Annotated in this window: 20 protein-coding genes and 4 tRNA genes; 19 read left to right on the top strand and 5 right to left on the bottom strand. The window is 61.9% G+C overall.

The window, feature by feature from the left end; genetic code table 11:
- Positions 1 to 241 precede the first annotated feature (241 nt).
- Positions 242 to 1,954, top strand: a complete 1,713-nt coding sequence (gene argS, locus ET524_RS01040) for an arginine--tRNA ligase (protein ID WP_129422972.1) — start codon at positions 242 to 244, stop codon at positions 1,952 to 1,954.
- 61 nt (positions 1,955 to 2,015) lie between these two features.
- Here argS and ET524_RS01035 read toward each other — a convergent pair whose 3' ends face one another.
- Together ET524_RS01035 and ET524_RS01030 are read right to left on the bottom strand one after the other, a co-directional pair.
- Positions 2,016 to 4,073, bottom strand: a complete 2,058-nt coding sequence (locus tag ET524_RS01035) for a cation:proton antiporter (RefSeq protein WP_129422971.1) — start codon at positions 4,071 to 4,073, stop codon at positions 2,016 to 2,018.
- A 276-nt stretch (positions 4,074 to 4,349) separates the two neighbouring features.
- Positions 4,350 to 5,411 (bottom strand): sensor histidine kinase, encoded by a 1,062-nt coding sequence (locus ET524_RS01030; protein WP_129422970.1) that lies wholly within the window; start codon positions 5,409 to 5,411, stop codon positions 4,350 to 4,352.
- On the opposite strand from ET524_RS01030, the gene ET524_RS01025 reads away from it, so the two are divergent.
- The 7 genes from ET524_RS01025 to sstT all read left to right on the top strand — a co-directional run bounded on the left by ET524_RS01025 (position 5,394) and on the right by sstT (position 10,705).
- Positions 5,394 to 7,061, top strand: coding sequence for an FtsX-like permease family protein (locus tag ET524_RS01025; RefSeq protein ID WP_129422969.1), 1,668 nt, complete (start codon positions 5,394 to 5,396; stop codon positions 7,059 to 7,061). The two genes, ET524_RS01030 and ET524_RS01025, sit on opposite strands and share 18 nt — an antisense overlap.
- Before the next feature lie 87 nt (positions 7,062 to 7,148).
- Positions 7,149 to 7,225, top strand: a tRNA-His gene (locus ET524_RS01020).
- Positions 7,226 to 7,258: 33 nt separating this feature from the next.
- Positions 7,259 to 7,334 (top strand) — tRNA-Lys (locus tag ET524_RS01015).
- Between the two features lie 41 nt (positions 7,335 to 7,375).
- Positions 7,376 to 7,451, top strand: a tRNA-Lys gene (locus ET524_RS01010).
- 364 nt (positions 7,452 to 7,815) lie between these two features.
- Positions 7,816 to 9,126, top strand: coding sequence for an NYN domain-containing protein (locus ET524_RS01005; protein ID WP_129422968.1), 1,311 nt, complete (start codon positions 7,816 to 7,818; stop codon positions 9,124 to 9,126).
- Between the two features lie 157 nt (positions 9,127 to 9,283).
- Positions 9,284 to 9,368: transfer RNA gene (locus ET524_RS01000), tRNA-Leu, on the top strand.
- Between the two features lie 98 nt (positions 9,369 to 9,466).
- Positions 9,467 to 10,705, top strand: coding sequence for a serine/threonine transporter SstT (sstT, locus tag ET524_RS00995; RefSeq protein ID WP_129422967.1), 1,239 nt, complete (start codon positions 9,467 to 9,469; stop codon positions 10,703 to 10,705).
- Between the two features lie 228 nt (positions 10,706 to 10,933).
- Here sstT and ET524_RS00990 read toward each other — a convergent pair whose 3' ends face one another.
- On the bottom strand, positions 10,934 to 11,296 hold the full coding sequence (locus tag ET524_RS00990; RefSeq protein WP_129422966.1) for a hypothetical protein: 363 nt from the start codon (positions 11,294 to 11,296) through the stop codon (positions 10,934 to 10,936).
- Between the two features lie 220 nt (positions 11,297 to 11,516).
- On the opposite strand from ET524_RS00990, the gene tig reads away from it, so the two are divergent.
- From tig to ET524_RS00935, 11 genes are all read left to right on the top strand, one after another.
- On the top strand, positions 11,517 to 12,914 hold the full coding sequence (gene tig / locus ET524_RS00985; protein ID WP_201738589.1) for a trigger factor: 1,398 nt from the start codon (positions 11,517 to 11,519) through the stop codon (positions 12,912 to 12,914).
- Between the two features lie 179 nt (positions 12,915 to 13,093).
- Positions 13,094 to 13,714 carry an ATP-dependent Clp protease proteolytic subunit gene (locus tag ET524_RS00980; protein ID WP_129422964.1) on the top strand — a complete coding sequence of 207 codons (621 nt, stop codon included), beginning with the start codon at positions 13,094 to 13,096 and terminating at the stop codon, positions 13,712 to 13,714.
- 15 nt (positions 13,715 to 13,729) lie between these two features.
- Positions 13,730 to 15,073 carry an ATP-dependent Clp protease ATP-binding subunit ClpX gene (gene clpX, locus ET524_RS00975; RefSeq protein ID WP_129422963.1) on the top strand — a complete coding sequence of 448 codons (1,344 nt, stop codon included), beginning with the start codon at positions 13,730 to 13,732 and terminating at the stop codon, positions 15,071 to 15,073.
- A gap of 1 nt (position 15,074) precedes the next feature.
- Entirely contained in the window at positions 15,075 to 17,750 is a 2,676-nt protein-coding gene (locus ET524_RS00970) for a valine--tRNA ligase (RefSeq protein WP_129422962.1), read from the top strand.
- A 124-nt stretch (positions 17,751 to 17,874) separates the two neighbouring features.
- Positions 17,875 to 18,222 carry a 50S ribosomal protein L19 gene (gene rplS, locus ET524_RS00965; RefSeq protein ID WP_129422961.1) on the top strand — a complete coding sequence of 116 codons (348 nt, stop codon included), beginning with the start codon at positions 17,875 to 17,877 and terminating at the stop codon, positions 18,220 to 18,222.
- A 79-nt stretch (positions 18,223 to 18,301) separates the two neighbouring features.
- The gene (locus tag ET524_RS00960; protein WP_129422960.1) at positions 18,302 to 19,081 is read left to right on the top strand and encodes a ribonuclease HII; all 780 of its coding nucleotides are present in this window, start codon (positions 18,302 to 18,304) and stop codon (positions 19,079 to 19,081) included.
- A gap of 202 nt (positions 19,082 to 19,283) precedes the next feature.
- Positions 19,284 to 19,910: a YraN family protein gene (locus ET524_RS00955; protein ID WP_161566572.1), complete on the top strand. Its 627-nt coding sequence runs from the start codon at positions 19,284 to 19,286 to the stop codon at positions 19,908 to 19,910.
- A complete protein-coding gene (locus ET524_RS00950; protein ID WP_129422958.1) occupies positions 19,910 to 21,406 on the top strand; it encodes a YifB family Mg chelatase-like AAA ATPase in 1,497 nt (498 codons plus the stop codon). The genes ET524_RS00955 and ET524_RS00950 overlap by 1 nt, the downstream gene beginning before the upstream one ends.
- Positions 21,403 to 22,356, top strand: a complete 954-nt coding sequence (gene dprA, locus ET524_RS00945) for a DNA-processing protein DprA (RefSeq protein WP_201738588.1) — start codon at positions 21,403 to 21,405, stop codon at positions 22,354 to 22,356. The genes ET524_RS00950 and dprA overlap by 4 nt, the downstream gene beginning before the upstream one ends.
- Positions 22,357 to 22,376: 20 nt before the next feature.
- Positions 22,377 to 23,795 carry a methylenetetrahydrofolate--tRNA-(uracil(54)-C(5))-methyltransferase (FADH(2)-oxidizing) TrmFO gene (gene trmFO, locus ET524_RS00940; RefSeq protein ID WP_201738587.1) on the top strand — a complete coding sequence of 473 codons (1,419 nt, stop codon included), beginning with the start codon at positions 22,377 to 22,379 and terminating at the stop codon, positions 23,793 to 23,795.
- A complete protein-coding gene (locus ET524_RS00935) occupies positions 23,785 to 24,780 on the top strand; it encodes a tyrosine recombinase (protein WP_129422956.1) in 996 nt (331 codons plus the stop codon). The genes trmFO and ET524_RS00935 overlap by 11 nt, the downstream gene beginning before the upstream one ends.
- A 153-nt stretch (positions 24,781 to 24,933) precedes the next feature.
- Here ET524_RS00935 and ET524_RS00930 read toward each other — a convergent pair whose 3' ends face one another.
- Both ET524_RS00930 and ET524_RS00925 read right to left on the bottom strand, forming a co-directional pair.
- Entirely contained in the window at positions 24,934 to 25,278 is a 345-nt protein-coding gene (locus ET524_RS00930) for a nitrous oxide-stimulated promoter family protein (RefSeq protein WP_129422955.1), read from the bottom strand.
- Between the two features lie 127 nt (positions 25,279 to 25,405).
- On the bottom strand, positions 25,406 to 26,182 hold the full coding sequence (locus tag ET524_RS00925) for a teichoic acid transporter (protein ID WP_129422954.1): 777 nt from the start codon (positions 26,180 to 26,182) through the stop codon (positions 25,406 to 25,408).
- Positions 26,183 to 26,244 lie beyond the last annotated feature (62 nt).

The raw sequence follows: 26,244 nt of genomic DNA, 5'->3' as shown, positions 1-26,244 counted from the left end.
CGGCCGCGGGACCCCTGATTATTCGCGGCAGTGCGTGCGCATGCCCTGCCGCACCTCCTAAGCCCTTGTCCACGCGTTTCTCTCGCGCGGACACTGCAAGCTCCCCAGCTATCAGCTGGGGAGCTTTGCGGTTTTGTTGACCCTGTTGCCTTGAGGGGGTGCGGGCGGGGCCAATCCGGAAAAACATGGTATGATGCCAAACTATATGTATTCAGAGCAAGCTTAAGGAAGATTTAGCACTATGCAAATTCGCGAAGAACTTGAAAACCTTTTTGCGGCTTCCATCGCCGCGGCTTGCGAAGACGGTTCGCTGGAGCTGGCCGAGCGTCCTGCTCCAGCGCTCGAGCGTCCTCGCGACCTGTCCAACGGCGACTGGGCCTCTACCGTGGCCATGCGCAGCGCAAAGCTGGCGCACAAGGCTCCGCGCGATATCGCCCAGATCATCGTCGACCACCTGCCCGAGAACACTATGATCGCCTCCACCGACATCGCCGGCCCGGGCTTCATCAACATCAAGCTGGCTCCTTCGGCGTTCCAGGCCGTTGCCGCTCGCGTGCGTGAGCAACGCAGCGATTTCGGCAAGGGCACGCTTCCCGAGGGCACTCCCCACAAGATCAACCTGGAATACGTGTCCGCCAACCCCACGGGCCCCATGCATGTGGGCCATGGCCGCTGGGCCACGCTCGGCGATGCCATGGCGCGCGTCATGCGCCACGCTGGCTACGACGTGTCCGAGGAATACTACATCAATGACCATGGTGTGCAGATGGACGTGTTCGGCAACTCCGTGTCCGTTCGTTACATGCAGCTGCTCGGTCATGACGTCGAGATGCCTGAGAAGTGCTATGGCGGCGGCTATGTGAAGGATATCGCCCAGAACATCATCGACCGCGACGGCAACAAGTGGGAGAGCGTCAGCGACGAAGAGCGCATGGCCGCTTTCCGCGAGATCGCGTATAAAGAGATGCTTGACCTGGCGCGCAACACGCTGACGAACTTCGGTACCACGTTCGACACGTGGTTCAGCGAGCGCAGCCTGTACGTGCCCGACGAGTCCGGCGAATCTGCCGTCACCCGTTCGCTGGCTGTCATGAATGAGAAGGGCTACCTGTACGAGAAGGACGGCGCTACGTGGTTCCGCTCCACGGATTTCGGCGACGACAAGGACCGCGTGCTGCTGAAGGAAAACGGCGAGTACACGTACTTCATGTCCGATGTAGCGTATCACTACAACAAGATGCAGCGCGGCTTCGAGCACCTCATCGACCTGTGGGGCGCCGATCACCACGGCTACATCAAGCGCTGCGAGGCCATGCTTGCCGCATGGGGCTACCCGGGCGCGCTTGAGGTGGTGCTTGGCCAGTTGGTGAACCTGTTCCGCGACGGCGAGGCCGTGCGTATGTCGAAGCGTACGGGCGAGATGGTCACGTTCGCCGAGCTCATCGACGAGGTGGGCGTTGACGCAACGCGCTTCCTCATGCTGTCTCGTTCTTCCGACCAGCCCATCGACTTCGATATCGAGGTTGCGAAGAAGAAGGACAACTCCAACCCGGTGTACTACGTGCAGTATGCTCATGCGCGCATCTGCTCGGTGCTGCGCAAGGCCGCCGGCGAAGGCGCCGAGGACCTGTCCGCCGACGAGCTGGCCGCGAAAGTCATTCCGGCAGACGTGGACCTTTCCCCGCTTACGCACGAGTCTGAGATTGCGCTCATGCGCAAGATGGACGACTTTGGCGAATTGGTGGCCCTGGCCGCGCGCGACCGCGCCCCGTTCCGCCTGACGCACTACGCGCAGGAGCTGGCCGGTCTGTTCCACCAGTTCTATACGAACTGCCATATCATCGGCGAAGAGCCTGCCGTGCAGAATGCGCGTTTGGCCCTGGCCGACGCCGCCCGCACCGTGCTGGCACTGACGCTCAGCCTCATCGGCGTGTCCGCGCCCGAGCGCATGTAACCTGGCGAACAAGTAACCGCTAACGAAAGCGGCCGCCCAACAGGGCGGCCGCTTTCGTTCTCTACACCTTATCCTCAAGGTCCATCTGCATGAGGTTCACGTTCTCGCGCAAGCGTTTGGCGGCGGCGCGGGAAAGCTCGCCGTCGTCGTAGCGCGTTTCTATCTGCTCAAGCTCGATTTCAAGCGCCATGCGTTCGATGTCGGTGGTTTTGTCCTGCGTCTTCGTGAACGTGGTGATGGAGGGGGCTGCAGCGCGCAGCGTGCGCAAAAGGCGCTGGTACTCGATGAGCAGCTTCGAGATGTCCTCGGCGTTTGCGGACGAATCGCCGGCCATCTCTTCATGCAGCTTGCTGAGCACGTGCTCGTAGCATTTAATTTGCAGCTGGCGCGTGGTCTGGGCATTCTCGCTCAGTTCGGCACCGGGCACCTTGTGTATGATCTCGTGCAGGCTTCGCCTTCCGAACGTGCGCCAGCGAATCCAATGCTGGCGAATCTTGGCGCGCAGCGAGCGCTGGTGCAAGATCAGCTCTTCCATGCGGGCAAGGCGCGCCAGGTATTGGTAGCCTACGTAGCGGTCGACGCGCTCGTCGTCCACTAGCTGTTGCACGTACGTGCGCTCCCAGGCCAGCGTTTTCAAGCGCAGCTTCGTGTTCGGCTCGTCTTCGATGCCGTTGAGCTCCTTCACGCGCCCAATGCGATCGTTGTACTGCTGGATGACGATTTGCGTGGCGGCGCGGTTCTCGGGCGTTTGACGGCCTGACAGCTCTTCGATAACCACGCGCAGCACCTCAAGGTTCGCTTCGGTGTCGCGTTGGCGCTGCTCGTCGTTGACGCGCTGCTTCTGCGGTGCCAAGATGGGCACCACGAACGTGGCTAACAGCAGCGTCATGACGATAACGCCGCAGGCAAGAAACATGATGAGCTGCCGCTGCGCGATGGCTTGCGGAATCGTCAAGATCACGGCAAGCGTGACGGTGCCTTTCGGGCCGCCTAACGTCATGATAGCGGCGGAGCGGATGTCGTGCGCCAGCGTCTTGCGCGGCTCGGGGATGGAGTTCGTTTCTTTCGCCGCTTTTTCCTTGCGCTGGGCCACATGTCGGTGGTGGATGCGCTCCATGATAAGCACCCACACGAAGCGCACGGCAATGAGGATGGCCGTGATGGCCACCACGTACAGCAGCAGCTTCCAGTTCGGTATGGTCACGTTGTTCCACGTGGTTTCCATGGCGCGCGGCAGCTGCGTGCCCAGCAGCACGAACACGATGCCGTTAAGCGTGAACGAAATGACGCGCCACACGCTGGTGGACACGATGTTCAGGCGCGATACGTTCGGCCCGGCCGTGCGCGGCGCAATGACGTTCACCAGGCCGGCGGCAACCACGGCCAGGATGCCGCTGCCGCCAAGCTGGTCGGCAGCCAAAAACACGATGAACGGCGTGAACACCTCGAACAGCACGTGAAACGTCGTGTTTTCCAGGCCCCACGAACGCACCAGGCGCACGATCAGGTTGCCGATGATGCCAAGAATCAAACCGAACGCAATGCCGCCGACGAATTCGATGAAGAACTCGCCAATGGCTTTGGCGGGGGAGAACGCGCCCGTCATGGCGGCGGCGATGGCAAACTGGAACGCCACGATGCCCGAAGCGTCGTTGATAAGCGATTCGCCTTTCAGCAGCGCCTTGCAGCGCGGGCTGATGTCGGCGTCTTTCGAGGCGGCGGACACGGCGATGGGGTCGGTGGGGCCAAGCGCGGCGCCTAGCGCCAGCGCGGCGGCAAGCGAGATGGACGGCACGATGGCGTGCACGAAGAAGCCAACGCCCACGATGATGGCCAGCACCAGCCCGATGGCCAGCGACAAGATGGAATGGCGGTTGCGCCACAGTTCTGTTTTGTTGGCTTCTTTCGCCTCGTGGAACAGAAGCGGTGCGATAAACAGCACCAAGAACAACTCGGATTGATCGAACAACAGGTCGATTTGATGGCCTGCAACCACGGTGATGACCAGGCCCAATCCAATCTGGATAAGCGGTGAAGACACCTTCGGCACAAGCTGGTCGATAACCGACGACGCAAGCACGGCGGCCAGCATAAGCAATATCAGCAGGAATGTCTCCATAGGCGGGCATCTCCTTTTGCAAGTGGGATTGCCCTTTATTGTATCCGAACGGTCGACTTCATCGGATTAACGGTCAGAGAATTTTGAGCATTTGCTCAAAATTCTCCTGATGGGGGACGGCACGAAAACGGGCGGATAGCCCTATGGTAAAAAGCAGGTTGCCGCGCTTGTTGAAGGCGCTCATCCTGCCTCCGGCGTCCCTCTTGGTGGTGCCAGCTCCACCCCGGCGCCACCCCCCAGCTCCCCGCAACTTGTTGAGGGCGCCCGCAAGCGCGCCTAAGGAGCCAGCGGCAGCGTTACCGTGGCCGTGAAGCCGGCTTGCGACCCGTCCACGGAAAACGTCCCGCCGTGCGCGCGAGCGATGCGGTCGACCAGCACCAGCCCCAGGCCGTGCTCTTCGCCGTACGCCGCGGCAACCGTGCCCGTGCGCTGTGCTCGCTCGATGCGCGCGCGAATGGCGTCAAGCTGCTCGGGCGCAGCGCCGCAGCCCGTATCGGCTACGCGCATGCTCACGGACCCCGTGCCCGCCGGCTCCAGCGCCACGTGCACCGCGCATCCTTGCGGGTTGTGCGACCGGGCGTTCGCCAGCAGGTTTTCCGCCGCTCGGGTCAGCAGGCGCTCGTCGCCTAAAACAGCGGCGTCTGCTGCTGCCTTGTCTATGTTGCAGGTCAGCGGGAAAGCGTCATCGAAGCCTTCGTTGATATGCCGTGCGCAGGCATCGCGCACGATGCGCGACAGCGCCACGCGCTCGGTCTGCACGGGTTTCGCGTCGTAATCTAGCTGCGCCGCCGTGTTCAGGTCGGTCACCAGCGCGGCGATCTTCATGCCCTGCTCGCGGACGGCGCCCGCCTGTTCGCGCACGTCGGCCGGAGCGTCATCGCGACGCGCGATGGCATCGGCCTGTCCGACTACCAGCGAAAGCGGCGTGCGGATATCGTGCGACACGCCGCGAATCCACAACGCCCGCGCCGAGTCCTTGCGCTCGATGATGCGCGACACGTCCGTCAAGCGGTTGCCGATTTCCGCCAGGTCGCCTCCAAACGTCACCTCGGCCGACTGCCCGCGCGACAGCGCGTCCAGCGCTTCGGTGACGGGCTTGACCGCTCGCTGCGCACGCCTGCGCGCCACGGCGTACATGCAGAACAGGATGAGCGCGTCCACGAACAGCACGGCCAACACGTACAACGGGTAGGCCAGCAACCGATCGATGGGGAACTGCAGCGAGTAGAACACGTACGAGTCGTCAGGCGCGCCCAAAACAAGCGTGTAGCCGTCGTCGCGAATCCACATCCACGTGGGGAAGCGGTCCAAGCTCTTGTAATGGGCGATAGCCATCATGGCCTGGCGTTCGCGTTTTCGGCGCGCTCGCTTCTGCAAACCGTGTGCGTGTTCGGCGCCATCTTCGCTCTTGCTGCGGCGCTGAACGTGCGCACTGTTTCCCGCACGAGGCTCATCGATCTTATGCAGGCCTCAAGGCGCGTCGAGGTGCAGAAGCTGCGCTCCATTCCCGTTTCGCTTGCCCTGTTCGCTGTATCGTTGGCCTTGATGGGCATTGCGTACAAGCTGCTGGTGGACAATGGCCTTATGAATCTGTCGCCCCAGTTCACAGCGTCGGTGGTGCTGGTGTGCGCTGGCACGGCGCTGTTCTTCTTCAGCTTGTCGGGATTCCTTGTGCGCATGGCGAAGCTCATTCCCTCGCTGTACCTGCGCGGCTTGGCGCCGTTCACGGTGCAGCAGCTGGCCAGCCGCGTGAACACGGCGTTCGCCTCGCTGACCGTGGTGTGCATGGTGTTGTTCCTGGCGCTTACCAGCGTGTGCAGCGGTTTGGGCCTGCGCGACGCCACCGAATCTTCGCTGTCGAAAGGTACGCCGTATGGCATGAGCGTGACATCGTATTTGTCCGGCGTCTATGCGATGGACGAGGAAGCAAACCCTTATATAAGCTATGCCGCATCGCTTGACTACAACATGGTTGAAGGTCTGGGGCAAAGTCTGCGCACGGTTGGCAAGCCCGATGCGGCCGACGCTTTAGCTGCCGCAAACAAGGTGCAGCTGGATGTCTACTGGGACCAGAATGCCCCGATCACCTACGCCGACATGGAACAGGCAGTTGGCTTTAAGCTGACGGACAAGGTCGACAACAAGGAGCTCGGCGACGCCTATGGCCAGATGCCGCTGTACCTGCTGAAGCTTTCCCAGCTTAACGCGGCGCTTGAACTGGCGGGAAAGCCGCAGCTGCAGCTGGGTGCAGGCGAATGCGCCGTGGTGTACGACATGGATATGATGACGCCGTTCTGGGAAGCTGCCGCTAACGAGGCTCCAAGCGTCTCCGTTGCGGGCCGCAGCCTGAAGCTTTCCCACGCGCTTGACGCGTGCCTGCAAACCACGCCCGTTCCCATGAACTCGGGCATGCTGGTAGTTGCTGATGCGGACCTGCCGCAAGGCGTCCTTCCCGCGCAAAGCGTCCTGAACATCACGTGCCAAGACGATGCGGCTGCCGATGGCTTGCGCGAAGCGCTCTCGTCCGTGCAGCTTTCCGACAATCCCGACACGTGGCCGGTTGATAGGAACATATCTCGTATTGATTGCTATCAGCAAAACGTGGGCATCTCGACCATCGTAGGGTACTTGGCCATCTACCTTGGCTTCGTGCTGGTAATCGCCTGTGCAGCCATTCTGTCCATCCAGCAGCTTTCCGAGGCGTCGGATAACGCCCAGCGCTACGGGTTGCTACGCAAGCTCGGCGCGCCTGAGGGCATGCTTTCCCGTGCGCTGTTTGCGCAAGTGCTCGTGTACTTCCTGCTTCCGCTGTTGTTGGCCGTTGCCCATTCGGCGTGTGCGATGTACGTGGTGGCCGACGTGGTGGAGGTGTTCGGCCGCTTCGAGATCGGCGCAACCGCGGCGTTCGTGGCGGCGTGCTTCCTGGTGGTCTACGGCGCGTACTTCGCCATCACGTACCTGTTCGCCCGGCGTTTCACTCGCGAGTAGCGGCCGAGTTTTCGCATTGGCGAAAAAAGTTTCAAAAAGGGGGTTGCGCGTATCTGGGAAGTGCGTATAATACTTACTCGCGCCTTGGTGGGTGTGGCCTAGTTGGTTAGGGCGCCAGATTGTGGCTCTGGAGGTCGAGGGTTCGAATCCCTTCACCCACCCCAGCGCGCGAGATTGACAAGATGTTTGTTTACTTTGGACCGTTAGCTTAGTTGGTAGAGCAGGGGACTCTTAATCCCAAGGTCCGGGGTTCGAGTCCCCGACGGTCCACCATTTTAAACAGCATCTATCGAACTTTCACATATCTTTTCTTTGGACCGTTAGCTTAGTTGGTAGAGCAGGGGACTCTTAATCCCAAGGTCCGGGGTTCGAGTCCCCGACGGTCCACCATGTGAAATCAGGCCCTCAGCAATGAGGGCTTTTCTTTTCGGTAAACATTTCAGGGACTCGAACCGATGAGGTGGTTTCGCGTAAAGAAAACGTGCCAGTGGCACGTTTTTAGCGAAACGCCCGACCGAGCTTGCGAGGGAGGGGTGCGGATTCGCGCAGCGAATACGCGAGTCCCCGACGGTCCACCAGGTGAATGCAAAGCCCTCAGAAATGAGGGCTTTTTCTTTTTGCTAAAAATTCGCGGATACCTGCATTCGCCATCTCGCCCTCATTTGCGGTGCTTTTCTGTCTGCGGCGTTTCTGGCGTAATATGTCAAGAAACCATTCGCTCGCATTCGAGCACCAATGATATAAGGAGCATCACATGGATTCCAAACCGTCCGAGAAGCGGTTCGCGCTTATCATCGATGCGGACAACGTGTCGGCGAAATACATCAAGCCCATCACGGATGAGCTGTCGAAGTACGGCACCATCACGTACAAGCGCATCTACGGCGACTGGACCAGCACGCTTCACGCGAAATGGAAGGACGCCCTGCTGGAGAATTCCATCACGCCCATCCAGCAGTTCAGCTACACCACCGGCAAAAACGCCACGGACTCGGCCATGATCATCGACGCCATGGACATCATGTACACGAACTCCGTCGAGGGCTTCTGCATCGTGTCGAGCGACAGCGACTTCACGCGCCTGGCCAGCCGCATCCGCGAAAGCGGCCTGACGGTCATCGGCATGGGCGAGAAGAAAACGCCCACGCCGTTTCGCAAGGCGTGCGACATCTTCACCACGCTTGAGCTGCTGGTGGGCGAAGACGGTAAGCAGTCCGGCCGCCGCGGCCATCGCGGGCAAGCCGCCGGAGCGGGGCAGGGCAGCGGCCCGGCGGTCGAGCAGGTCGAGCGCGCCGTTGTGGACATCGTCACCGACAACCAGAACAACGGCAAGGCCACGGGTCTTGGCGAGGTGGGAAGCCGCCTGCTGAAGCGCTATCCCGATTTCGACGTGCGCAGCTACGGCACGAACCAGCTTACGAAGCTGCTGGGGGAGTTCGCCAGCGTGCAGGTCATCAAAGACGGTTCCAGCGTTATGGTGGAGCTTACCGAGGTGGTATCGGTTGGCGCCGAAGTGGCCGATACGGCTGACGGCAAGGCGAACCCCCAACAGGATACTGCCGAGAAACAAGAGAACGAGAAGCCGAAGCGCTCGCGTCGCGGTCGCTCTCGCCGAGGTCGCGCGAAGTCCGCTGCTGCGGAAACTCCCGAACAGGACCAGCAGGTCGCGGTCGATCAGGGCGTGGCTTCTGAGGCTGCAGCCGCGGAACAGGATGCGCCCGACGGTGAAGCTGAGCTTCCTCCAACCTCGCGTGCGCAAATAGCCCCGGCGCAAGATGCTCCTGAGCTGCAAGACGCCCCTGCATCAATCGAGCCTGCGCAGCAAACCGCGCCTGCGCAAGCCGAGCCCGCGCAAACGCCCGAATCTGTCGTGTTCGATGCGGTGCGCAACGCAGGTGCCGAAGGCGTTAGCGTGGCCGAGCTGACGAAGCGGGTACGCGCAACGTTCAAGGACTTCAAGGTGCGCGATCACGGCTTCTCGCAAATGCGCCAGTTCGTGGCATCGCTGGGGGACATCAAAGTCGAAAAGCGCGGTAACGTTTATTTCGCCACGCTTGAGGAATAACCTGGCCGCATCGCCCCGAATCGTCTCGATAGCGTATCGCGTTTTGTTTCCAAACGATTAAATCGACCGTTAACGGCTTTTCTGGCGGAATCAATGCTTCGCCGGGCGCGCTCCTTTTGCTATGATTGGCGGGCGCAACTCGCGCGTTAGACCGCGTGCGGGCGTGGCGGAATTGGCAGACGCGCCAGATTTAGGTTCTGGTGGGGAAACTCGTGAAGGTTCAAGTCCTTTCGCCCGCACCATCTGGGGGGAGTATGCACGCATGCATGCTCCCCCCAGCTGTTTTTCAGAAGCCTGCAAAGCCTTCGAGCAGGGCGGCGGGCGGAAAGGAACGTTGGGAATGGAAACTTTGAAAGCGATCGGGCGGAAGTGGAATTCCATCAGCCTGATCAAGCGCATCTTGGTGGGCCTTATCATCGGCGCCATCTTGGGCGTGGTGTGGCCCGGCAACGACGTGCTTGAGATGCTCGGCACGCTGTTCGTGTCGGCTTTGAAGGGCGTGGCGCCCATCCTCGTGTTCTTCCTGGTCATCAGCGCGCTGGCTAACGCCAAGGGCGCCGGCGCCATGAAGGTGGTCGTCATCTTGTACCTGGCGGCAACGTTCATCGCGGCGTTCGTGGCCGTGCTTATGAGCTCGCTGTTCCCGGTTGACCTGACGCTGGCCGCGGCTCAAGACACCTCTGCTGCTCCCTCCGACATTGGATCGGTGCTCACGAAGCTGGTGCTGTCCATCGCTTCGAACCCCGTCGATGCCCTGACGAACGCCAACTACCTGGGCATTTTGGCTTGGGCTATCTTGCTGGGCATTGCTCTTCGCCATGCGAAGGACGGCGTGAAGGACGTGTTCTCCGCCATCTCCGACGCCGTGTCGCAGGTTGTGCGCTGGATCATCTCCCTGGCTCCGTTCGGCATCCTGGGCTTGGTATACACGTCGGTGGGCACGAACGGCCTGGAAATCTTCACCGAGTACGGCATGCTGCTGGTGGTGCTGCTGGCGTCCATGGCCGCGGTCGCGTTCGTCACGAACCCCATTCTGGCGTTTATCTGCTTCCGCAAGAACCCGTTCCCGCTGGTGTGGCGCTGCATCAAGGATTCCGGCGTCACGGCGTTTTTTACCCGCAGCTCTGCGGCTAACATCCCCGTGAACATGGAGCTGTGCAAGAACCTGGGCCTGAACAAGGACAACTACTCCGTGTCCATTCCGCTTGGCGCCACCATCAACATGGGCGGCGCGGCCGTCACCATCTCGCTTATGGCCATGATGGCCGCCCATACCATGGGCGTTGAAGTTGGCTTTGGCACGGCCGTCATCCTGGGCGCGCTGTCCGCCGTTTCCGCTTGCGGCGCCTCCGGCGTTGCCGGCGGTAGTCTGCTGCTCATCCCGCTGGCGTGCAGCCTGTTCGGCATCGGCAACGATGTTGCCATGCAGGTCGTCGGCATCGGCTTCGTGATCGGTGTTATTCAGGACTCCGTGGAAACCGCCATCAACTCTTCCACCGACGTGCTGTTCGCCGCTTCTGCCGAGTACATGCAGTGGCGCAAGGAAGGCCGCGACTTCAAGCCCGGCGCCGATGCGTAACAGCTTCGACATTCAATGATTGGCGAAAGGCCGCGCCCTGTGGGCGCGGCCTTTTTGATGTTGGGGGATATCGGGAATATGGTGGGACGCATGTGCGCGAAAACGCCAGCAGCCCTCGCTTGACCGTCTCAGGTGCAAGCGAGGGCTGCTGGCGTTGCGAGTGAACTGTCGCGCGTTTGCGACTGCCGGCGCTGCTTTACAAGCCGGAAATATCTCCGGGCGCGTTCGCTAGCTGACGAAGCGGCCGAGCAGAAAGCCGACGATGACGCATGCGGCCGCAAAACATGCCGACAGCGCTACCAGACGCGTGTCGTGCGTTTTCGCGCGGTTGCGCTCTTCCTGGGCGCGACGCTTGGCGGGGAAGTACGAGTAGCCGTCGGTGGTGATGGCCACCACGGTGCCGCGACGGTCGTCGGGGCGCTTGGCCAGCGCGCCGCGTTCGATAAGCTCGCGCTGCAGGTCGTCGTCGGGACGCAGCGGGAATGCGCAGCGGTACACCAGCTCGCCGTCGACGGTGCACGTAGCACGTTCGTAGTCAAGCAGGCGGCCGAGTTCGCGTTCTTGAAGGATGTTCAGTTCAATGGAAGCCATGTTGCTGTCCTCTAGTGCGTTTGATGTGCGTTTACGTATGCACATTATGATACCCTGAACAGGTTCGTTTTGGTAGGTGAATGTGGCGGGCGGCGTACCGTTTTGTCGTGGTACGTTCGTGAACCTGCCGCGTTTGCTTTTCTGAAGCCGGCTAATGTGCCATAATGTCAGGTCGGTGCGCTATCGCACCTGTGAGTAAGTAACGATGGAGGATAGCTACGTGGAAACTAAAGTAGAGGCTCTTGAGGATAACCGCGTGAAGGTTACCGTCACCCTTGAAGCTGCGGATATCGATGCGCGCATCAAGAAGACGTACAAGGAATATGCCAACAAGTACCAGTTCCCCGGGTTCCGCAAGGGCAAGGCCCCGCGCCCGATTATCGACAATGCCTTGGGCAAGGACGCCGTCCGCGCTGCTGTCACCGACGAAGCTGTGAACAGCTCCGTGCCGCTGGCAATCGACGACAACAAGCTGTACCCCGTCAACCCGCGCCCGGAATTCCCCGAGGCTCCCGGCCTGGTCGAGGGTGGCAAGGACTATGAGTTCTCCTTCACCATCGAGGTGAAGCCCGAGGTCGAGCTGTCCAACTACGACAACGTCGAGGTCGAGCTTCCGGCCGAAACCGCCACGGAAGAGGACGTCGACGCTCAGGTGGAGAACTTCCGCGAGCACTACGCCGACATGAAGGATGCTCCGGCCAACACGAAGGTCAAGGTCGACTCCGAGCTGAACATCGCCATGAAGGTCACCGATGACAACGACAACGTCATCGAGTCTCTGACTACCGAAGAGCGCCCGTACATGATGGGCTCCGGCATCCTGCCGGCCGAGTTCGACGAGAAGCTGCTTGGCCTGAAGAAGGGCCAAAGCGCTCAGTTCGAGCTGGAAATCGGCGACAAGCCCGCTGAGCTGCTGCGCGTCGTGGCCGATGAGCACAAGAAGCTGAACTTCGACGTTGAGGTCAAGGCTGTTCGCAAGCGCGTGCTGCCCGAAGTTACTGACGAGTGGGTCAAGGCGAAGTTCAACTTCGAGACCGTTGCCGACTTCCGTAACAACATTGCCGAGGGCATCACCGCTCAGAAGCAGGCAATGGCTCCGGGCGTGAAGGAGCGCGCGTGCCTGAATGCTCTGGCCGAGCGCGTTGACATCGAGCCGCCTGCGGCTTTGGTCGAAACCGCCCGCCGCAACTTGGCCCAGGAGCTGTTCCAGCAGCTGCAGGCTTCCGCCATGTCTTTCGATGCCTACCTGAACATGCTCGGCATGAACTCCGAGACGTTCAAGGAAGATCTTGAGAAGCAGGCCACCGACACCGCTAAGCAGGATCTGGCGCTTGACGCATGGGCTCGCCACTATGGCATCGAGGTCACCGACGAGGACGTCGCGAACGAGTTCGCTGCCGCCGGCGTGGAAGACCCGAAGAAGCTTGAGGCCGAGTGGCGTCAGGCTGGCCAGCTGTACATGATCCGCGAGGGCGTGCTGCGCACGAAGGCTGTGAAGGACCTCATGGACAAGGCCAAGGTTTCCGAGGCCAAGCCCGAGAAGAAGTCCGAGAAGAAGGCTTCCAAGAAGTCCGCTAAGAAGGAAGAGGCTGCCGCCGAGGCAGCCGACGCCGAATAGCGTATAAGCTAGATCGACATCCGGCCCGCCCAGGCGACGTGCAAGCGCGCGTATGCCTGGGCGGGCTTGTGGTTACTCCGTGAACGCGTCGTTTTGCTTGCGCGCGCGGCCCGAATGCCGCACCATAGCAATGAAACCGATAGGCCGCGCTGCGGCCTTACTAGAGAAGCGAGGCATACATGAGCTTGAACCCGAATTCTGCTCTGATTCCGTACGTGGTGGAGCAATCCCCGCGCGGCGAGCGCAGCTACGACATCTATTCGCGCTTGCTCAACGAGCGCATCATCTTCCTGGGTGAGCAGATCGACGATCAGGTTGCCAACTCTGTAGTGGCGCAGCTGCTGCACCTGGAGTCCGCCGACCCCGAGAAGGACATCAGCCTGTACATCAACTCCCCCGGAGGCAGCGTGACGGCTGGTCTGGGCATTCTAGACACCATGAACTTCATCAAGTGCGACGTGTCCACCATCTGCCTGGGCGAGTGCGCTTCTATGGCCGCCGTGCTGCTTTCGAACGGCGCGAAGGGCAAGCGTCTGTGCCTGCCGAACTCCATGGTGCTCATCCATCAGCCTTCCGGCGGTGCTCAGGGCCAGCAAACCGAAATCGCCATTGTTGCCGACTTCATGCTGAAGACGCGTCAGCGCCTCAACAAGATTCTTGCCGACAACACCGGCCAGTCCCTTGAGACCATCCAGCGCGACACCGAGCGCGACAACTACATGACGGCTGAGCAGGCGCTTGAGTACGGCCTGGTCGACCGCATCGTCACGTCTCGCGCCGCCATGGCCAAAGCGGAATAGGAACCGTTAGAGAACATGAACGATAGACACGACGATCAATTCGCTGGTAAAGGCACGAAAGATATCGTCTGCGCCTTCTGCGGCAAGCATCCGCACCAGGTGGCGGCCATGATTTCCGGCCCGAACGGCATCTATATCTGCGACGAGTGCATCTCCGTGTGCGCCGACGCCATGATGCGCGACTTAGGGCTGCAGGCGCCGGGCGCGCCGCAGCAGGCCGAGCCGGTTGTGGCGCAGATGGAGCAGGGCGAGCCTTCCCCCGAGATGGTGCTTTCTCAGCTTCCCACGCCGCACGAGCTGTATGCCGAGCTTTCCGAGCACGTGGTGGGCCAGGAAGCGGCCAAGCGCGCGCTTTCCGTGGCCGTGTACAACCACTACAAGCGCATCAGCCTTGGTGAGTCGGCCAAGGAAGGCGATGTCGAGCTTTCGAAGTCGAACATCATGTTGCTGGGCCCCACCGGCTCGGGCAAAACGCTGCTTGCGCAGACGCTTGCTCGCACGCTGCAGGTTCCGTTTGCCATCGCCGACGCCACCACGCTTACCGAAGCAGGCTATGTGGGCGAAGACGTTGAGAACATCCTGCTGAAGCTCATCACGGCCGCCGATTTCAACATCGAGCGCGCCGAGATCGGCATCATCTACATCGATGAGATCGACAAGATCGCGCGTAAGGCGGAAAACCTGTCCATCACGCGCGATGTTTCGGGCGAGGGCGTGCAGCAGTCGCTGCTGAAAATCGTCGAAGGCACGGAGGCTTCCGTACCGCCGCAGGGCGGCCGCAAGCACCCGCAGCAGGAGCTTATCCACATCGACACCACGAACATCCTGTTCATCTTGGGCGGCGCGTTCGTGGGCTTGGCCGACATCATCGCCGAGCGCGTGGGCAAGTCCGGCCTGGGCTTCAACGCCGACATGCCCGAGTCGAAGAAGCACGCCGACGCCGCGCTTTTGGCGCAGGTGCTTCCCGAGGACCTGAACAAGTTCGGCATGATCCCCGAGTTTGTGGGCCGCATCCCGGTTATCACCAGCCTGTCCGAGCTTTCCGAGGAAGACCTTGTTCGCATCCTCACCGAGCCGAAAAACGCGCTGATCAAGCAGTATCGGCGCATGTTCGAGTTCGAGGAGTCCGAGCTTCAGTTCACGCCCGAGGCGCTGCAGGCCATCGCGCACGAGGCCGTCGAGCACGGCACGGGCGCCCGCGGCCTGCGCAGCATCTGCGAGCGCGTGCTGCAGGATGTCATGTACGACCTGCCGGAGCACGAAGGTGCTTCGCGCGTGGTGGTTCGCGCCACCGATATCGCGGGGGAGACCACCCCTGAGATCGTTTCCGTTCCCGAGCAACCGGAGATGAGCGCTTAACATGGAAGAAATGCCGAAAACTTACGATACCGCGTCAATCGAGCAGTCCATGCTCGACAAGTGGCTGACGGGCGACTATTACCGCCGCAACCCGGGCGTGGGCGACTGTACGGTCACTATCCCGCCGCCGAACGTCACGGGCGTGCTGCACATGGGACATGCCATGGACGATACCATCCAGGACACGTTCGTGCGCTTCAACCGCATGCGCGGCATCTCCACGCGTTGGATTCTGGGCACCGACCATGCGGGCATCGCCACGCAAACGAAGGTGGACAAGAAGTTGGCCGCCGAGGGCATCTCGCGCCGTGAAATCGGCCGCGAGAAGTTCATCGATGCGTGCTGGGACTGGACGCACGAATACGGCGGGCACATCGTCGAGCAGATCAAACGCATGGGCTGCTCCGTGGATTTCTCCGACCCGCACTTCACCATGGACGAGGATTACGCCAAGGCCGTGCGCAAGGTGTTCTGCGATTGGTACCATGACGACCTCATCTACCGCGGCAAGCGCATCGTGAACTGGTGCCCGCACTGCACCACGGCCATTGCCGACGACGAGGCCGAATACAAAGAAGAAGACGGCCATCTGTGGCACCTGCGCTACCCGCTGGTCGAGCCCATCGACGGGCAGGACTACATCGTGGTGGCCACCACGCGTCCTGAAACCATGCTTGGCGACACCGGCGTGGCCGTATCTCCGAAGGACCACGACAAGGACAAGTTCGTCGGCGCGAAGGTGAAGCTGCCCATCGTCGACCGCGAGATCCCCATCTTCTCCGACTTCTACGTCGACGCCGGCTTCGGCTCGGGCTTCGTGAAGGTCACGCCTGCGCACGACCCGAACGATTTCGCCATGGGCGAGCGCCACGGCCTTGAGAAGATCAACATCTTCGACGAGACGGCGCACGTGGTGGAAGGCTACGGCCAGTTCAGCGGCATGAGCCGCGATGAGTGCCGCGAAGCCGTGGTGGCGTGGTTCGAGGAGCACGGGCTGCTCGACCACATCGAGGACCATCACCATTCGGTCATGCACTGCTACCGCTGCGACTCCGCGCTGGAGCCGTGGCTGTCCGAGCAGTGGTTCGTGGCCGTGGACAAGCTGAAGGGCCCGGCCACCGAGGCCGTCACGTCCGGCAAGATCACATTCCACCCCGAGCGCTGGACGCAGTCCTACCTTACGTGGATGGAAAACCTGAAAGACTGGTGCATCTCCCGCCAGCTGTGGTGGGGCCACCGCATCCCGGTGTTCTACTGCGAGGACTGCGGTTGGGAAGACGCCGTTATGGAGGACGCCGACGTGTGCCCGAAGTGCGGCGGCCATCACGTGCACCAAGACGAGGACGTGCTGGACACGTGGTTCTCAAGCCAGCTGTGGACGTTCGCCACGCAGGGTTGGCCTGACAAGCCCGAGTTGCTTGAAGGCCATCATCCCACCACGGCGTTGGTGACCGCGCGCGATATCATCGCGCTGTGGGTTGCCCGCATGATCATGGCGTCGACGTACTTCCTGGACGAGATTCCGTTCCACGACGTGGTCATCTACGCCACCATCCTGGCGAAAGACGGCACGCGCATGTCGAAGTCGAAGGGCAACGGCGTCAACCCCATGGACCTTATCGCCAAGTACGGCGCCGACGCCATGCGCTTCAACCTGCTGACGCTCGTCACGAACAACCAGGACGTGCGCTTCGACGCGAACATCGACAAGAAGACGCACGAGCTTATCGACAGCCCGCGCACCGAACAGGCGCGCGCGTTCGTCACGAAGATCTGGAACGCCAGCCGCTTCGTGCTGGGCAACCTTGAGGGCTTCACGCCCGGCGCCCCGGTGGCTCGCACGCAGGCCGATGCCTGGATCTTCAGCCGCCTGGCGCGTCTGTCGAACGTGGTCACCGACGGCATCTCTGCGTATCAGTTCGGCGAAGTGGCTCGCGAGCTGCACGGGTTCTTCTGGAACGAGTTCTGCGACTGGTACATCGAGTTTTGCAAGGCCAGCCTGCGCGAGCAGGGTGATCAGCGCCTGCAAACGCAGCGCAACCTCGTGTTCGTGCTGGACAACGCCCTGCGCTTGCTGCATCCGGCCATGCCGTTTGTCACCGAGGCCATTTGGGAGCACCTGCCGAAGGCCGCCGACGAGAAGCCGGCGCTGATGGTGGCTGCGTGGCCCGAGCCTGAAACGCTTGCCGCGTGGATCAACCCCGAGGCCGAGCGCGCTGTGGGCATGCTGTGCGGCGTGGTGGGCGCGGTGCGCTCGACGCGCGCCCGCTATGGCATCAGCCCCAAGCAGGAGCTTGACGTCGTGGTGAACGCCCAGGCCGAGAACATTGACGTGCTCAACGAGCTGTCGGCTCAGATCACCAGCCTGGCGCGCGTGGGCAACCTCACCGTGGCCTGCGGTGCCGAAAAGCCCGCGGAAAGCGCAGCGGTGGTCGTCGACGGCGCCGAGGTGTACAGCGTGCTCACCGGCATGGTCGACTTCGAGGCCGAGCGCGTGCGCCTGGCCAAGGAGCAGAAGAAGCTGTCCGGCGAGGTGACCAAGCTTGACAAGAAGCTTTCGAACCCGGGCTTTTTGTCGAAGGCGGCCCCCGAGATCATCGAGAAGGACCGCGCCAAGCTTGCCGATGCGAAAGACCAGCTCGCCCGCATCGAGGCTCAGCTTGCAGAACTTGGATAGTTTGCGAAGTATTTCGCAGGCTTGCGGCTTAAACACTTGCGCGAGAAGGGGCAGGGCGGTATACTGTCCAATCGCGTCTAGTGACAAGTAAAGGTTTTACTGAACATATAAGAAGGAACAGGCAATGGATATCATTCGCGCAATCGAGCAGCAGCAGATCAAGTCCGATCTTCCCGAATTCCACGTTGGCGACAACGTGAAGGTTCACTACCGCATCACCGAGGGTAACCGTGAGCGTATCCAGGTGTTCCAGGGCGACGTCATCCGTCGTCACGGCCATGGCGTTCGCGAGACGTTCACCGTCCGCAAGATCAGCTTCTCCGTGGGTGTCGAGCGTACTTTCCCGGTGCATTCCCCCAAGATCGACAAGATCGAAGTCACCCGTCAGGGCGATGTCCGTCGCGCTAAGCTGTACTACCTGCGCGACAAGGTGGGCAAGGCTGCCAAGATCAAGGAGAAATCCTTCCGCTAAGCCTTCATCGGCAATGCAACTCCAGAACCCCTCGTCCCTCGGGATCGAGGGGTTCTTTTCGTTTAGGGAAAGGTATGTCATGGGACCGACGGTCGCGGAAATCAAACAAAAGCTGCAGCAAGCCGATGCGGCTGAATTCGCAGTGTTGGAACGCTCGCTTATTGCCGATACGCGCAAAGGCGTACGCGCGGCCGTCGAGTCGGCGCGCAAGCGCCTTGCGGCGCTGGAAGCCGAGCAGCAGCGTTTGGAGGGCATGTATGCGTTTCAGGCCGATATCGCGGGCGGAAAGCTTGTGGTGGGGCTTGACGAGGTGGGGCGCGGCCCGCTGGCGGGCCCGCTTGCAGTGGGGGCGGTTGTGCTGCCCGATGAACCGCACATTGCGGGCCTGAACGACTCGAAGCAGGTGAAGCCAGAAGAGCGCGAGCGGATTGCCGAGCAGGTGAAGCAAGTGGCGCTTACGTGGACGGTGCAGTATATCGAGCCGAGCGACATCGACGCACATGGCATGACGGCTTCGCTGACCACGGCGTTTTGTCGCGCCATCGCCGCCGTCGAGGCGCAGGGCGTCCAGCCCGAGGTGGTTCTGCTTGATGGCAACCCGTTGCATCTTGACGCGCGCGAGATCAACGTGGTGAAGGGCGACGGCAAGTGCGCGTCCATTGCGGCTGCGTCCATCGTGGCGAAGGTGGAGCGTGATGCCCTTATGTGCGAGTACGCGAAACGCTTTCCAGCCTATGACTTCGCATCGAACAAGGGCTATGCAAGCGCGGCGCATATCGAAGCTATCGAGCAGCAGGGGTTGTGTCCCATCCATCGCGTGTCGTTCTGCCACGCCTTTACGCAGGAATCGCTGTTCTAGCTGGCATGTCGCGGTTGCTTGACAACGGCGCTGCGCTCGCGCCGTGCTGCGACGTAAGGTTGCCCGCTGCTCGCCGAGTGCTGGCAGCGTGCGCGGGAAGCGCATCGGTGCAAGGTTTCGCGTGCCAAGGGCGCTGATTGCTGCATAAGGTATGCAAGGTTTGCTTGCTAAGGTTGGTCAAAGCTTTGAGGGAAGGAGAGCTATGACCACTTGCGAGCGGATGCTTGAACAGGATGCGGCCAGCGAATCGTCGGCGGTTTTGCTGTCTAGGGGGCCGCATGCCCCTGGTGATACCGTTCGAGAAATGAAAACGGCCTGTGGAGCTTCTGCGCGCACTCCCGTCAGACGTCAGGTGTCGCCGAAGCGTGTGGCGGTCAAGGCGGCGCGCAGCGACAGTCCGCCGAAACGGAAACCGCCTGCTCGCGTTACGGCACGCGCGGTTCAGCCGGTGAATCAGAACAAAATCGGCGTGCGGAACAAAGCTGTTGGCGCGGAGGGCGAGCATTTAGCGGCCCGTTTTCTGCAAGATCTTGGCTACGAAGTGGTGGCGCGCAACTGGTCATGCAAGGCCGGGGAAGTCGACATCATCGTGCGCGATGGCCCTGAACTGGTGTTTGTGGAAGTGAAAACGCGCACCAGCGTTGAAAAGGGCCTGCCAAGCGATGCTGTTGACGAGCGTAAACGCCGAAAGTACGAGCTTATCGCCAAGATGTTCACGCAGCATTATGCCAGCGACTCCATCAATATCCGGTTCGACGTCATGTCGGTGCTGTTGCAAGATGGCACGGCGCTTATTCGTCATCATATCGATGCATTTGGGGTGGCGTGATGGCTACGTCGTCTTGCGTGGTGCGCGCCGCAACGTTGCGCGGCGTGTCGGCGGTTTCTGTGGATGTTGAGGTGTGCATCTCGGCCGGTATGCCGGGCTTCTCCATCGTTGGCATGGGCGACGCGTCGGTGCAGGAGTCCCGAGAGCGCGTGCGGGCTGCGCTGCGAGCCTGCGGCTTTACCATGCCGAACCACAAGGTGGTGGTGAACCTGGCGCCTGGCGCGCTGCGCAAAACCGGTTCGGGGTTCGACCTGCCTATTGCGGTTGGGCTGTTGTGCGCTACGGCTCAGATCAACCCGCGCATTGCGGATGGCTATCTGTTCGCGGGCGAGTTGTCGCTGAAGGGCGCCGTGCGCCCGGTGCCTGGCTTGCTTGCGTACGCGTTGTGCGCAAAGCGCATGGGGCTTGCATTGGTAAGCGCGCTTGAGGAGGGCGCGTGCGAGGTGGAAGGCCTTGATCGACTTTGCTTAGAAAGCTTATGCGACCTGCGAAAAGGCGAGTTCGGCCGCCTGCGCATGCCTGCGGGCGAACAAGTGACGCTCGAGAAGGATTTTCGTGACATCGCTGGGCACGATATGGCGAAGCGCGCATTTCAGATTGCCGCTGCGGGCGGGCACGGCGTGCTGATGATGGGGCCTCCGGGGTCAGGTAAAACCATGCTGGCTTCGCGCCTGCCATCTATTTTGCCGCCGCTTTCGCGTGCAGAAGCGCTTGAGTCGGCCGTCATTCATTCGGTAGCGGGCGAGGACGTCACCGCTGAGCTGTCCGGTGTGCGCCCGTTTTGCGCGCCCCACCACAGCGCTAGTTTGGCGGGGCTTGTGGGCGGCGGGTCGCCGCCGCGGCCGGGCGCCATATCGCTTGCGCACAACGGCGTGCTGTTCCTTGACGAGCTGCCCGAGTTCGCGCCATCGGTGCTGCAGGGCATTCGCCAACCCATGGAAGCGGGCGAGGTGGTGGTGACGCGTGCAGACGGCAGCGTGCGGTTCCCGGCGCTGTTCATGTTGGTGGCTGCGGCAAACCCGTGCCCGTGCGGTTATTTCGGCGACAAGCAGCGTGCCTGCACGTGTTCGCAGCGCATGATCAGCACGTACCAGGGCCGCATCGGCGGCCCCGTGCTCGATCGTATAGACGTGCATATCGATGTTGCGCGCATTAATCCTGGCCAGGTGCTTGCCACGGGGCACGGCACCTCTTCGGCGCAGCTGCGGGAAGGCGTGATGGTGGCGCGTGAATACTCGTCGTGGCGGCGGGCGAACACCGGCCTTGACGAGCGCGGCGCCTCTACTGAAACGCTGGTGCGCGCTTGCTGCTTGAACGACGCCGACGCCGCTTTTTTCGAATCGCTTGCCACGAAAAGCCACATGAGCGGGCGCGCCATCATGCGCACGCTTGCCCTTGCGCGCACCATTGCCGACATGGAGCAAGCGCCTGCGGTTGGGCATGACCACATCTGCGAAGCGGTGGGCTTTCGCGTTCGGGAAGGAGGTGCGCAATGACGCGTTCGCAAGGGGTGCCGGTGCATCGGCTGGCAGGTGCGCGGACGGTGCTGCGACCAGGCGACGCCCTGTTTCCGCAGGCATTGCGCGATATTCCGCGGCCGCCGAAGGTACTGTATGTGTTAGGAAACCCGCACGCGTTGCAAGAGGGCCTTGCGGTGGTGGGTGCGCGCAAGGCCACGCCGTATGGGCTTGGGCTGGCGCGCCGTTTTGCGCGTCTTGCCGCCAAACGCGGCGTTGCCATCGTGTCGGGAGGCGCTAAAGGCTGCGACGCGGCGGCTCATGAGGCGGCGCTTTCCGCAGGTGCCCCGACCGTGGCGTTTCTCGGCGGCGGCTGCGACATGCCGTATCCCGCGCAACATGCAGGGCTGTTCGAGCGCATCGCGGCGGCAGGCGGCGCTGTGGTGTCGGAACACCCCTGGGATGCGCCGCCGCTGCCGCAGCAGTTCAGGACGCGCAATCGGCTTATCGCGGGGCTGGCGCGTGCCACGCTAATCGTGGAGGCGGGCTTGCCGTCGGGCACGTTTTCCACGGCTGACGAGGCGCTTGCGGCAAATCGTGATGTGCTGGTGGTGCCCGGGGCCATCACGTCCCCGTATTCGCGCGGGGCAAACCGTCTGCTGTACCAAGGGGCCACGCCCATTGTGGACGACGAATCGTTCTCCGACGTGCTGTTCAGCTTGTTCGGGTGCCTGAAGCAGGAAACGTTTTCGGAAGAGGGCGCGGGGTCGGACGTTGCCAAGGGCCGTTCGAAGCACGACAACTCGTTGGGGCCCTTGGAGGCGGCGTTGGCAGCTGAGCCTCTAGGGCTTGAAGAGCTGTATTCGCTGGCGTGCAAGCATTGCGGCTCAAAGCAGCCGCGCGCCTGGCTGATGGAGCGCTTGGCAGCGGGCGAGAAGGCGGGCCTGTTCGCACGTTATCCTGATGGGCGCTGGGGGCATTGCGCCTAGCTTCTGGTATGCTGTGCGCTATGGAAACTACGAAACATATCACTATCGTCGGCGCCGGCCTTGCCGGCAGCGAAGCGGCATTGACGCTTGCCGACCTCGGGTTCGCCATCCATTTGGTGGAGATGCGCCCCGAAAAGCAAACCTGCGTGCATAAAACGGGCCTGTGCGCCGAGCTGGTGTGCTCGAACAGCCTGAAAAGCATGAAAGCCGATAGCGCGGCCGGCATGCTGAAAGCCGAGCTTGCCGCGCTGGGGTCGCACGTGTTCGCCGCTGCGCAAGCTCATGCCGTGGCGGCGGGCGGTGCCCTTGCGGTTGACCGCGAAGCGTTCGCGCGCGAGGTGACCGACCGCATCGCCGCGCACCCGAACGTCACGCTCGAGCATGCCGAGGTCTGTTCGATCGAACAGGCGTGCAAGGGCAGCGATGCGGTGGTGCTTGCGTCTGGGCCGCTTACCTCCGATGCGCTGGCGGCTTCGCTGCAGCAGCTTACCGGCGTCGACCGCATGGCGTTTTATGATGCGGCGGCGCCTATCGTCATGGCTGATTCGCTTGATGGCGGCAAACTGTTCCGTCAAAGCCGCTACGAGGATGCCTCGGGCGACGCGGGCGATTATCTGAACGCGCCGTTTACGCGCGAAGAATACGAGCGTTTCATCGAAGAGCTGGTGGCGGCCGAGCGCGTCATCGCGCGCGATTTCGAGACGCGCGATCTGTTCCAGGCGTGTCAGCCTATCGAGGAGATCGCCCGCAAAGGCGCCGATGCGCCGCGTTTCGGTACGCTCAAGCCCGTCGGTCTTACCGACCCGGCAACGGGTCGCCGTCCCTGGGCAGCGCTGCAGCTGCGCGCCGAGGACGCTCATGGCGAAAGCTACAACTTGGTGGGATTCCAAACGAACCTGACGTTTCCCGAGCAGCGGCGCGTGTTCCGCATGATCCCCGGCTTGGAAAACGCCGAATTCGCCCGCTACGGCGTCATGCATCGCAACACGTTCATCAACGCACCGCAGCTGCTGACGCCTCTGCTGCAGCTGCGTTCGACGGTTGACGCGGAAGTCCCGGTGTTCGTGGCAGGTCAGCTTGCGGGCACGGAAGGGTACTGTGAAGCCGTCCGCTCGGGTCTGCACGTGGCGTTTTCCGTTGCGTCGTGCCTGCGCGGCATCGATGCGCCGAAGCTACCCGCGCAAACGGCGTTTGGCGCGCTTATGGCGTACGCCACCGACCCGGCCACCGTGGACTATCAGCCCATGCATGTGAACTTCGGCATCATGGAGCCCTTGCCGCAGCGTATTCGCAACAAGCGCGAGCGCTACGCCGCCTACGCCGCGCGGGGCCAGGCTGCTCTTGCGCGCTATCGCGAAGAGCTGGCTGCGTGCGGCTTGCTTCCGTGTGCGGGCGATGGGGCCTCGCAAGGCGCTGAAGATGCGCGCGATGACGCGTAAAGCTGCCGAAGCCGCTGGCGATACGCTGCAAGGCGATGCGCCTGACGTGCAGAAAGACGCATCGGAAGAGGCGATAGGCGCGCTGATCGAGCGGTTCGTAGGTTCGTATCGGGCCGAGCGCAACGGCTCGGAGAACACGTTGCGCGCCTATCGCATCGACCTTGGCGACTATGCGGCGTGGGCGAAGCGCATGGGCGTCGACGCCCTGCATCCTACGCACCGGCAGCTGCGCCGGTATCTCAGTCAGCTTGAGCAGGCGCAATACGCGCGCAGTACCGTGAACCGGCGACTCTCGACGTTGCGGACGTTTTTCCAGTGGCTTAACGTGGCGGGCATCGTGGACGTTGACCCGGCAAGCGCGCTTTCGGGCCCCAAGCAGCCCCAACGGCTGCCGCGCCATATTCGCCCTGAAGACATGGTGAAGCTGTTAAGCGTGTACGCGAAGCGTCTTGACGAGGAGGGGCGTGATTTGCGCACGCCTTCCGAGATGCGCAATCAGGCCATCCTTGAGTTTCTGTACGCGTGCGGCGCGCGCATTTCCGAGGCGTCGGGCCTTGAGCTAACTGCGGTTGATTTCGAAGCCGGACAGTGCAAGGTGCTTGGCAAAGGCGGAAAGGAACGCATCGTGCCGCTGCATGACCTGGCGCTTGCAAGCATGCGCACGTATGCGCTGCTTGGGCGCCCGCAGCTGGTGCAGGGCAAGGACTGCCCGTACTTCTTCGTATCTACGCGGGGAAACCAAATGGGCACCGATGCCATGCGCAAGATGTTCAAGCAGGCACTTAGCGCAGCGAGCCTGCCTGCCACCATCACGCCGCACGACATGCGCCACACGTTCGCCACGGATGTGTTAGCAGGCGGCGCCGACTTGCGCAGCGTGCAGGAGATGCTCGGCCACGCCAGCCTCTCGACGACGCAGCTGTACACGCACACCACGCCCGAGCGCCTAGGGGCGGAGCACCGCCGCGCCCATCCACGCGGGTAAATTATCCGGGCGGGCGGTTGGATGGTATCCGCTCAACGTCTTGGCATTCGCGCGGTATTGCCAGAACGTTGGCGCTTTCGACGGGTTTCGAAGCGCCTGCAAGCCAAGACGGGGAATCTCGCTAACTAGCGAGCATCTTGGGCGTGCGTTGCGTTATTTCCCGATAAGGTGGCGGATGGCGGCGATGGGGTGTTTGCCGAGCATGCGCGGGCCGCTGTAGCGCATGACGGTGCGGATCTTCTCGCGCATCTCGGGCTTGTAGCAGTGGTTCTCGCATGCATCGCAGCTGGTTTTCACGTCCATCTTCCGGCACCGCTGCGTGCGCAGCGCCGCATAGGCGTCAAGCTCGGCGCACTGCGCGCACACCGGTTCGCCGCACACGGCCGTGCTCGTCTTTGGCGCATCCGCGTGGTTTCCCGCGCAATACAGCGCGATCATCTGGGATACCGTTTTTTCCTCGCGCTTGCGCCGCTTTGCCGTGCTGGGAGAATCTTGCATGGATAATCCTTTCGATGAGAAGAATCCCTAGGATAACAAATGAGCCGCCCCGTTCGAAGGGGCGGCTCGCGCATTTCCACAGCTGTTTCGTTTCGGCTTTCGCATGCGGTCAAGCCGCGCGTAAGCGCTATGCCGTCAGGCGAATGCCGACGTATGCGGCGGTGTCGGGCAAGCCCTTGATGTCGTACTTGTCGGAAAGCGCCGTTGCCGATACGCGCCACGTGTAGGTGGTGCCGTCGATGTCGACGGTGCCGGACTGGAACTTGTTGCCCACCTCGTCGGTGTCAACGCCGTTACTTGACAGGTTCGTTTGGTCGAAGCCCTCCGACACGATGGCCGATTCGATGGCGGCCTCAAGGGTGCTGGCGGAGAAATCGGCATACTTCACCGAGAAGCTCAAACCGTCGTTGCGGTCAACCGACAGCGACCAGCTGCCGTTGAGCAGCAGCGCGGCGTTTGATGCGGAAAGGCTGGAGACGCCCTTCGCATACATGGCGGCGGCATCGGCAACCGTAACATCGGCGGGCAGCTTGACTAGGTCAAGGCCTTCGGTGCCCTCAGTCGTTTGGTTGTAGATGGTGTAGCCGGCGTTTGTGAACGTGTCGAGAATGGTTTGGTCGTCAAGGTCAACCAGCTGCGTGAGCACGGGCAGGTCATACGTAACGGCGCGCGAAAGGTTCTCTTCCACGCTGGCTTGGTTCTGCTCGTTCGATGCGCTGACGGCGCCGATGGCATCGGATGCCAGGCGGAAGCCGATGAACACGGCGATAACCACGAACACGGCCGCGACGATCTGTTGGCCTCGCGGCATGGTGATGGGCCGCGAAAGCCGCGAGCCATCCATGTAGCGGATATTGCCCTGCTCAACGGAATAGTTGGTGGGGTGCTTTTGAAAAAAAGACATGAGAGCCCTTCTGCATGACTTGTCGATGGTTTGTGTACGTACATCAGTATAGCATTGCCCGC

Origin of the sequence: Senegalimassilia faecalis (genome assembly GCF_004135645.1) — a bacterium.
Taxonomy (GTDB): Bacteria; Actinomycetota; Coriobacteriia; order Coriobacteriales; family Eggerthellaceae; genus Senegalimassilia; species Senegalimassilia faecalis.
This window is presented reverse-complemented; position numbering and strand designations above follow the sequence as displayed.

Coding starts and splice junctions, on each gene's coding strand:
- argS (WP_129422972.1), top strand. CDS start 242: ATGCAAATTCGCGAAGAACTTGAAAACCTTTTTGCGGCTTCCATCGCC.
- ET524_RS01035 (WP_129422971.1), bottom strand. CDS start 4,073: ATGGAGACATTCCTGCTGATATTGCTTATGCTGGCCGCCGTGCTTGCG.
- ET524_RS01025 (WP_129422969.1), top strand. CDS start 5,394: ATGGGCGATAGCCATCATGGCCTGGCGTTCGCGTTTTCGGCGCGCTCG.
- ET524_RS01030 (WP_129422970.1), bottom strand. CDS start 5,411: ATGATGGCTATCGCCCATTACAAGAGCTTGGACCGCTTCCCCACGTGG.
- ET524_RS01005 (WP_129422968.1), top strand. CDS start 7,816: ATGGATTCCAAACCGTCCGAGAAGCGGTTCGCGCTTATCATCGATGCG.
- sstT (WP_129422967.1), top strand. CDS start 9,467: ATGGAAACTTTGAAAGCGATCGGGCGGAAGTGGAATTCCATCAGCCTG.
- ET524_RS00990 (WP_129422966.1), bottom strand. CDS start 11,296: ATGGCTTCCATTGAACTGAACATCCTTCAAGAACGCGAACTCGGCCGC.
- ET524_RS00980 (WP_129422964.1), top strand. CDS start 13,094: ATGAGCTTGAACCCGAATTCTGCTCTGATTCCGTACGTGGTGGAGCAA.
- clpX (WP_129422963.1), top strand. CDS start 13,730: ATGAACGATAGACACGACGATCAATTCGCTGGTAAAGGCACGAAAGAT.
- ET524_RS00970 (WP_129422962.1), top strand. CDS start 15,075: ATGGAAGAAATGCCGAAAACTTACGATACCGCGTCAATCGAGCAGTCC.
- rplS (WP_129422961.1), top strand. CDS start 17,875: ATGGATATCATTCGCGCAATCGAGCAGCAGCAGATCAAGTCCGATCTT.
- ET524_RS00960 (WP_129422960.1), top strand. CDS start 18,302: ATGGGACCGACGGTCGCGGAAATCAAACAAAAGCTGCAGCAAGCCGAT.
- ET524_RS00955 (WP_161566572.1), top strand. CDS start 19,284: ATGACCACTTGCGAGCGGATGCTTGAACAGGATGCGGCCAGCGAATCG.
- ET524_RS00950 (WP_129422958.1), top strand. CDS start 19,910: ATGGCTACGTCGTCTTGCGTGGTGCGCGCCGCAACGTTGCGCGGCGTG.
- dprA (WP_201738588.1), top strand. CDS start 21,403: ATGACGCGTTCGCAAGGGGTGCCGGTGCATCGGCTGGCAGGTGCGCGG.
- trmFO (WP_201738587.1), top strand. CDS start 22,377: ATGGAAACTACGAAACATATCACTATCGTCGGCGCCGGCCTTGCCGGC.
- ET524_RS00935 (WP_129422956.1), top strand. CDS start 23,785: ATGACGCGTAAAGCTGCCGAAGCCGCTGGCGATACGCTGCAAGGCGAT.
- ET524_RS00930 (WP_129422955.1), bottom strand. CDS start 25,278: ATGCAAGATTCTCCCAGCACGGCAAAGCGGCGCAAGCGCGAGGAAAAA.
- ET524_RS00925 (WP_129422954.1), bottom strand. CDS start 26,182: ATGTCTTTTTTTCAAAAGCACCCCACCAACTATTCCGTTGAGCAGGGC.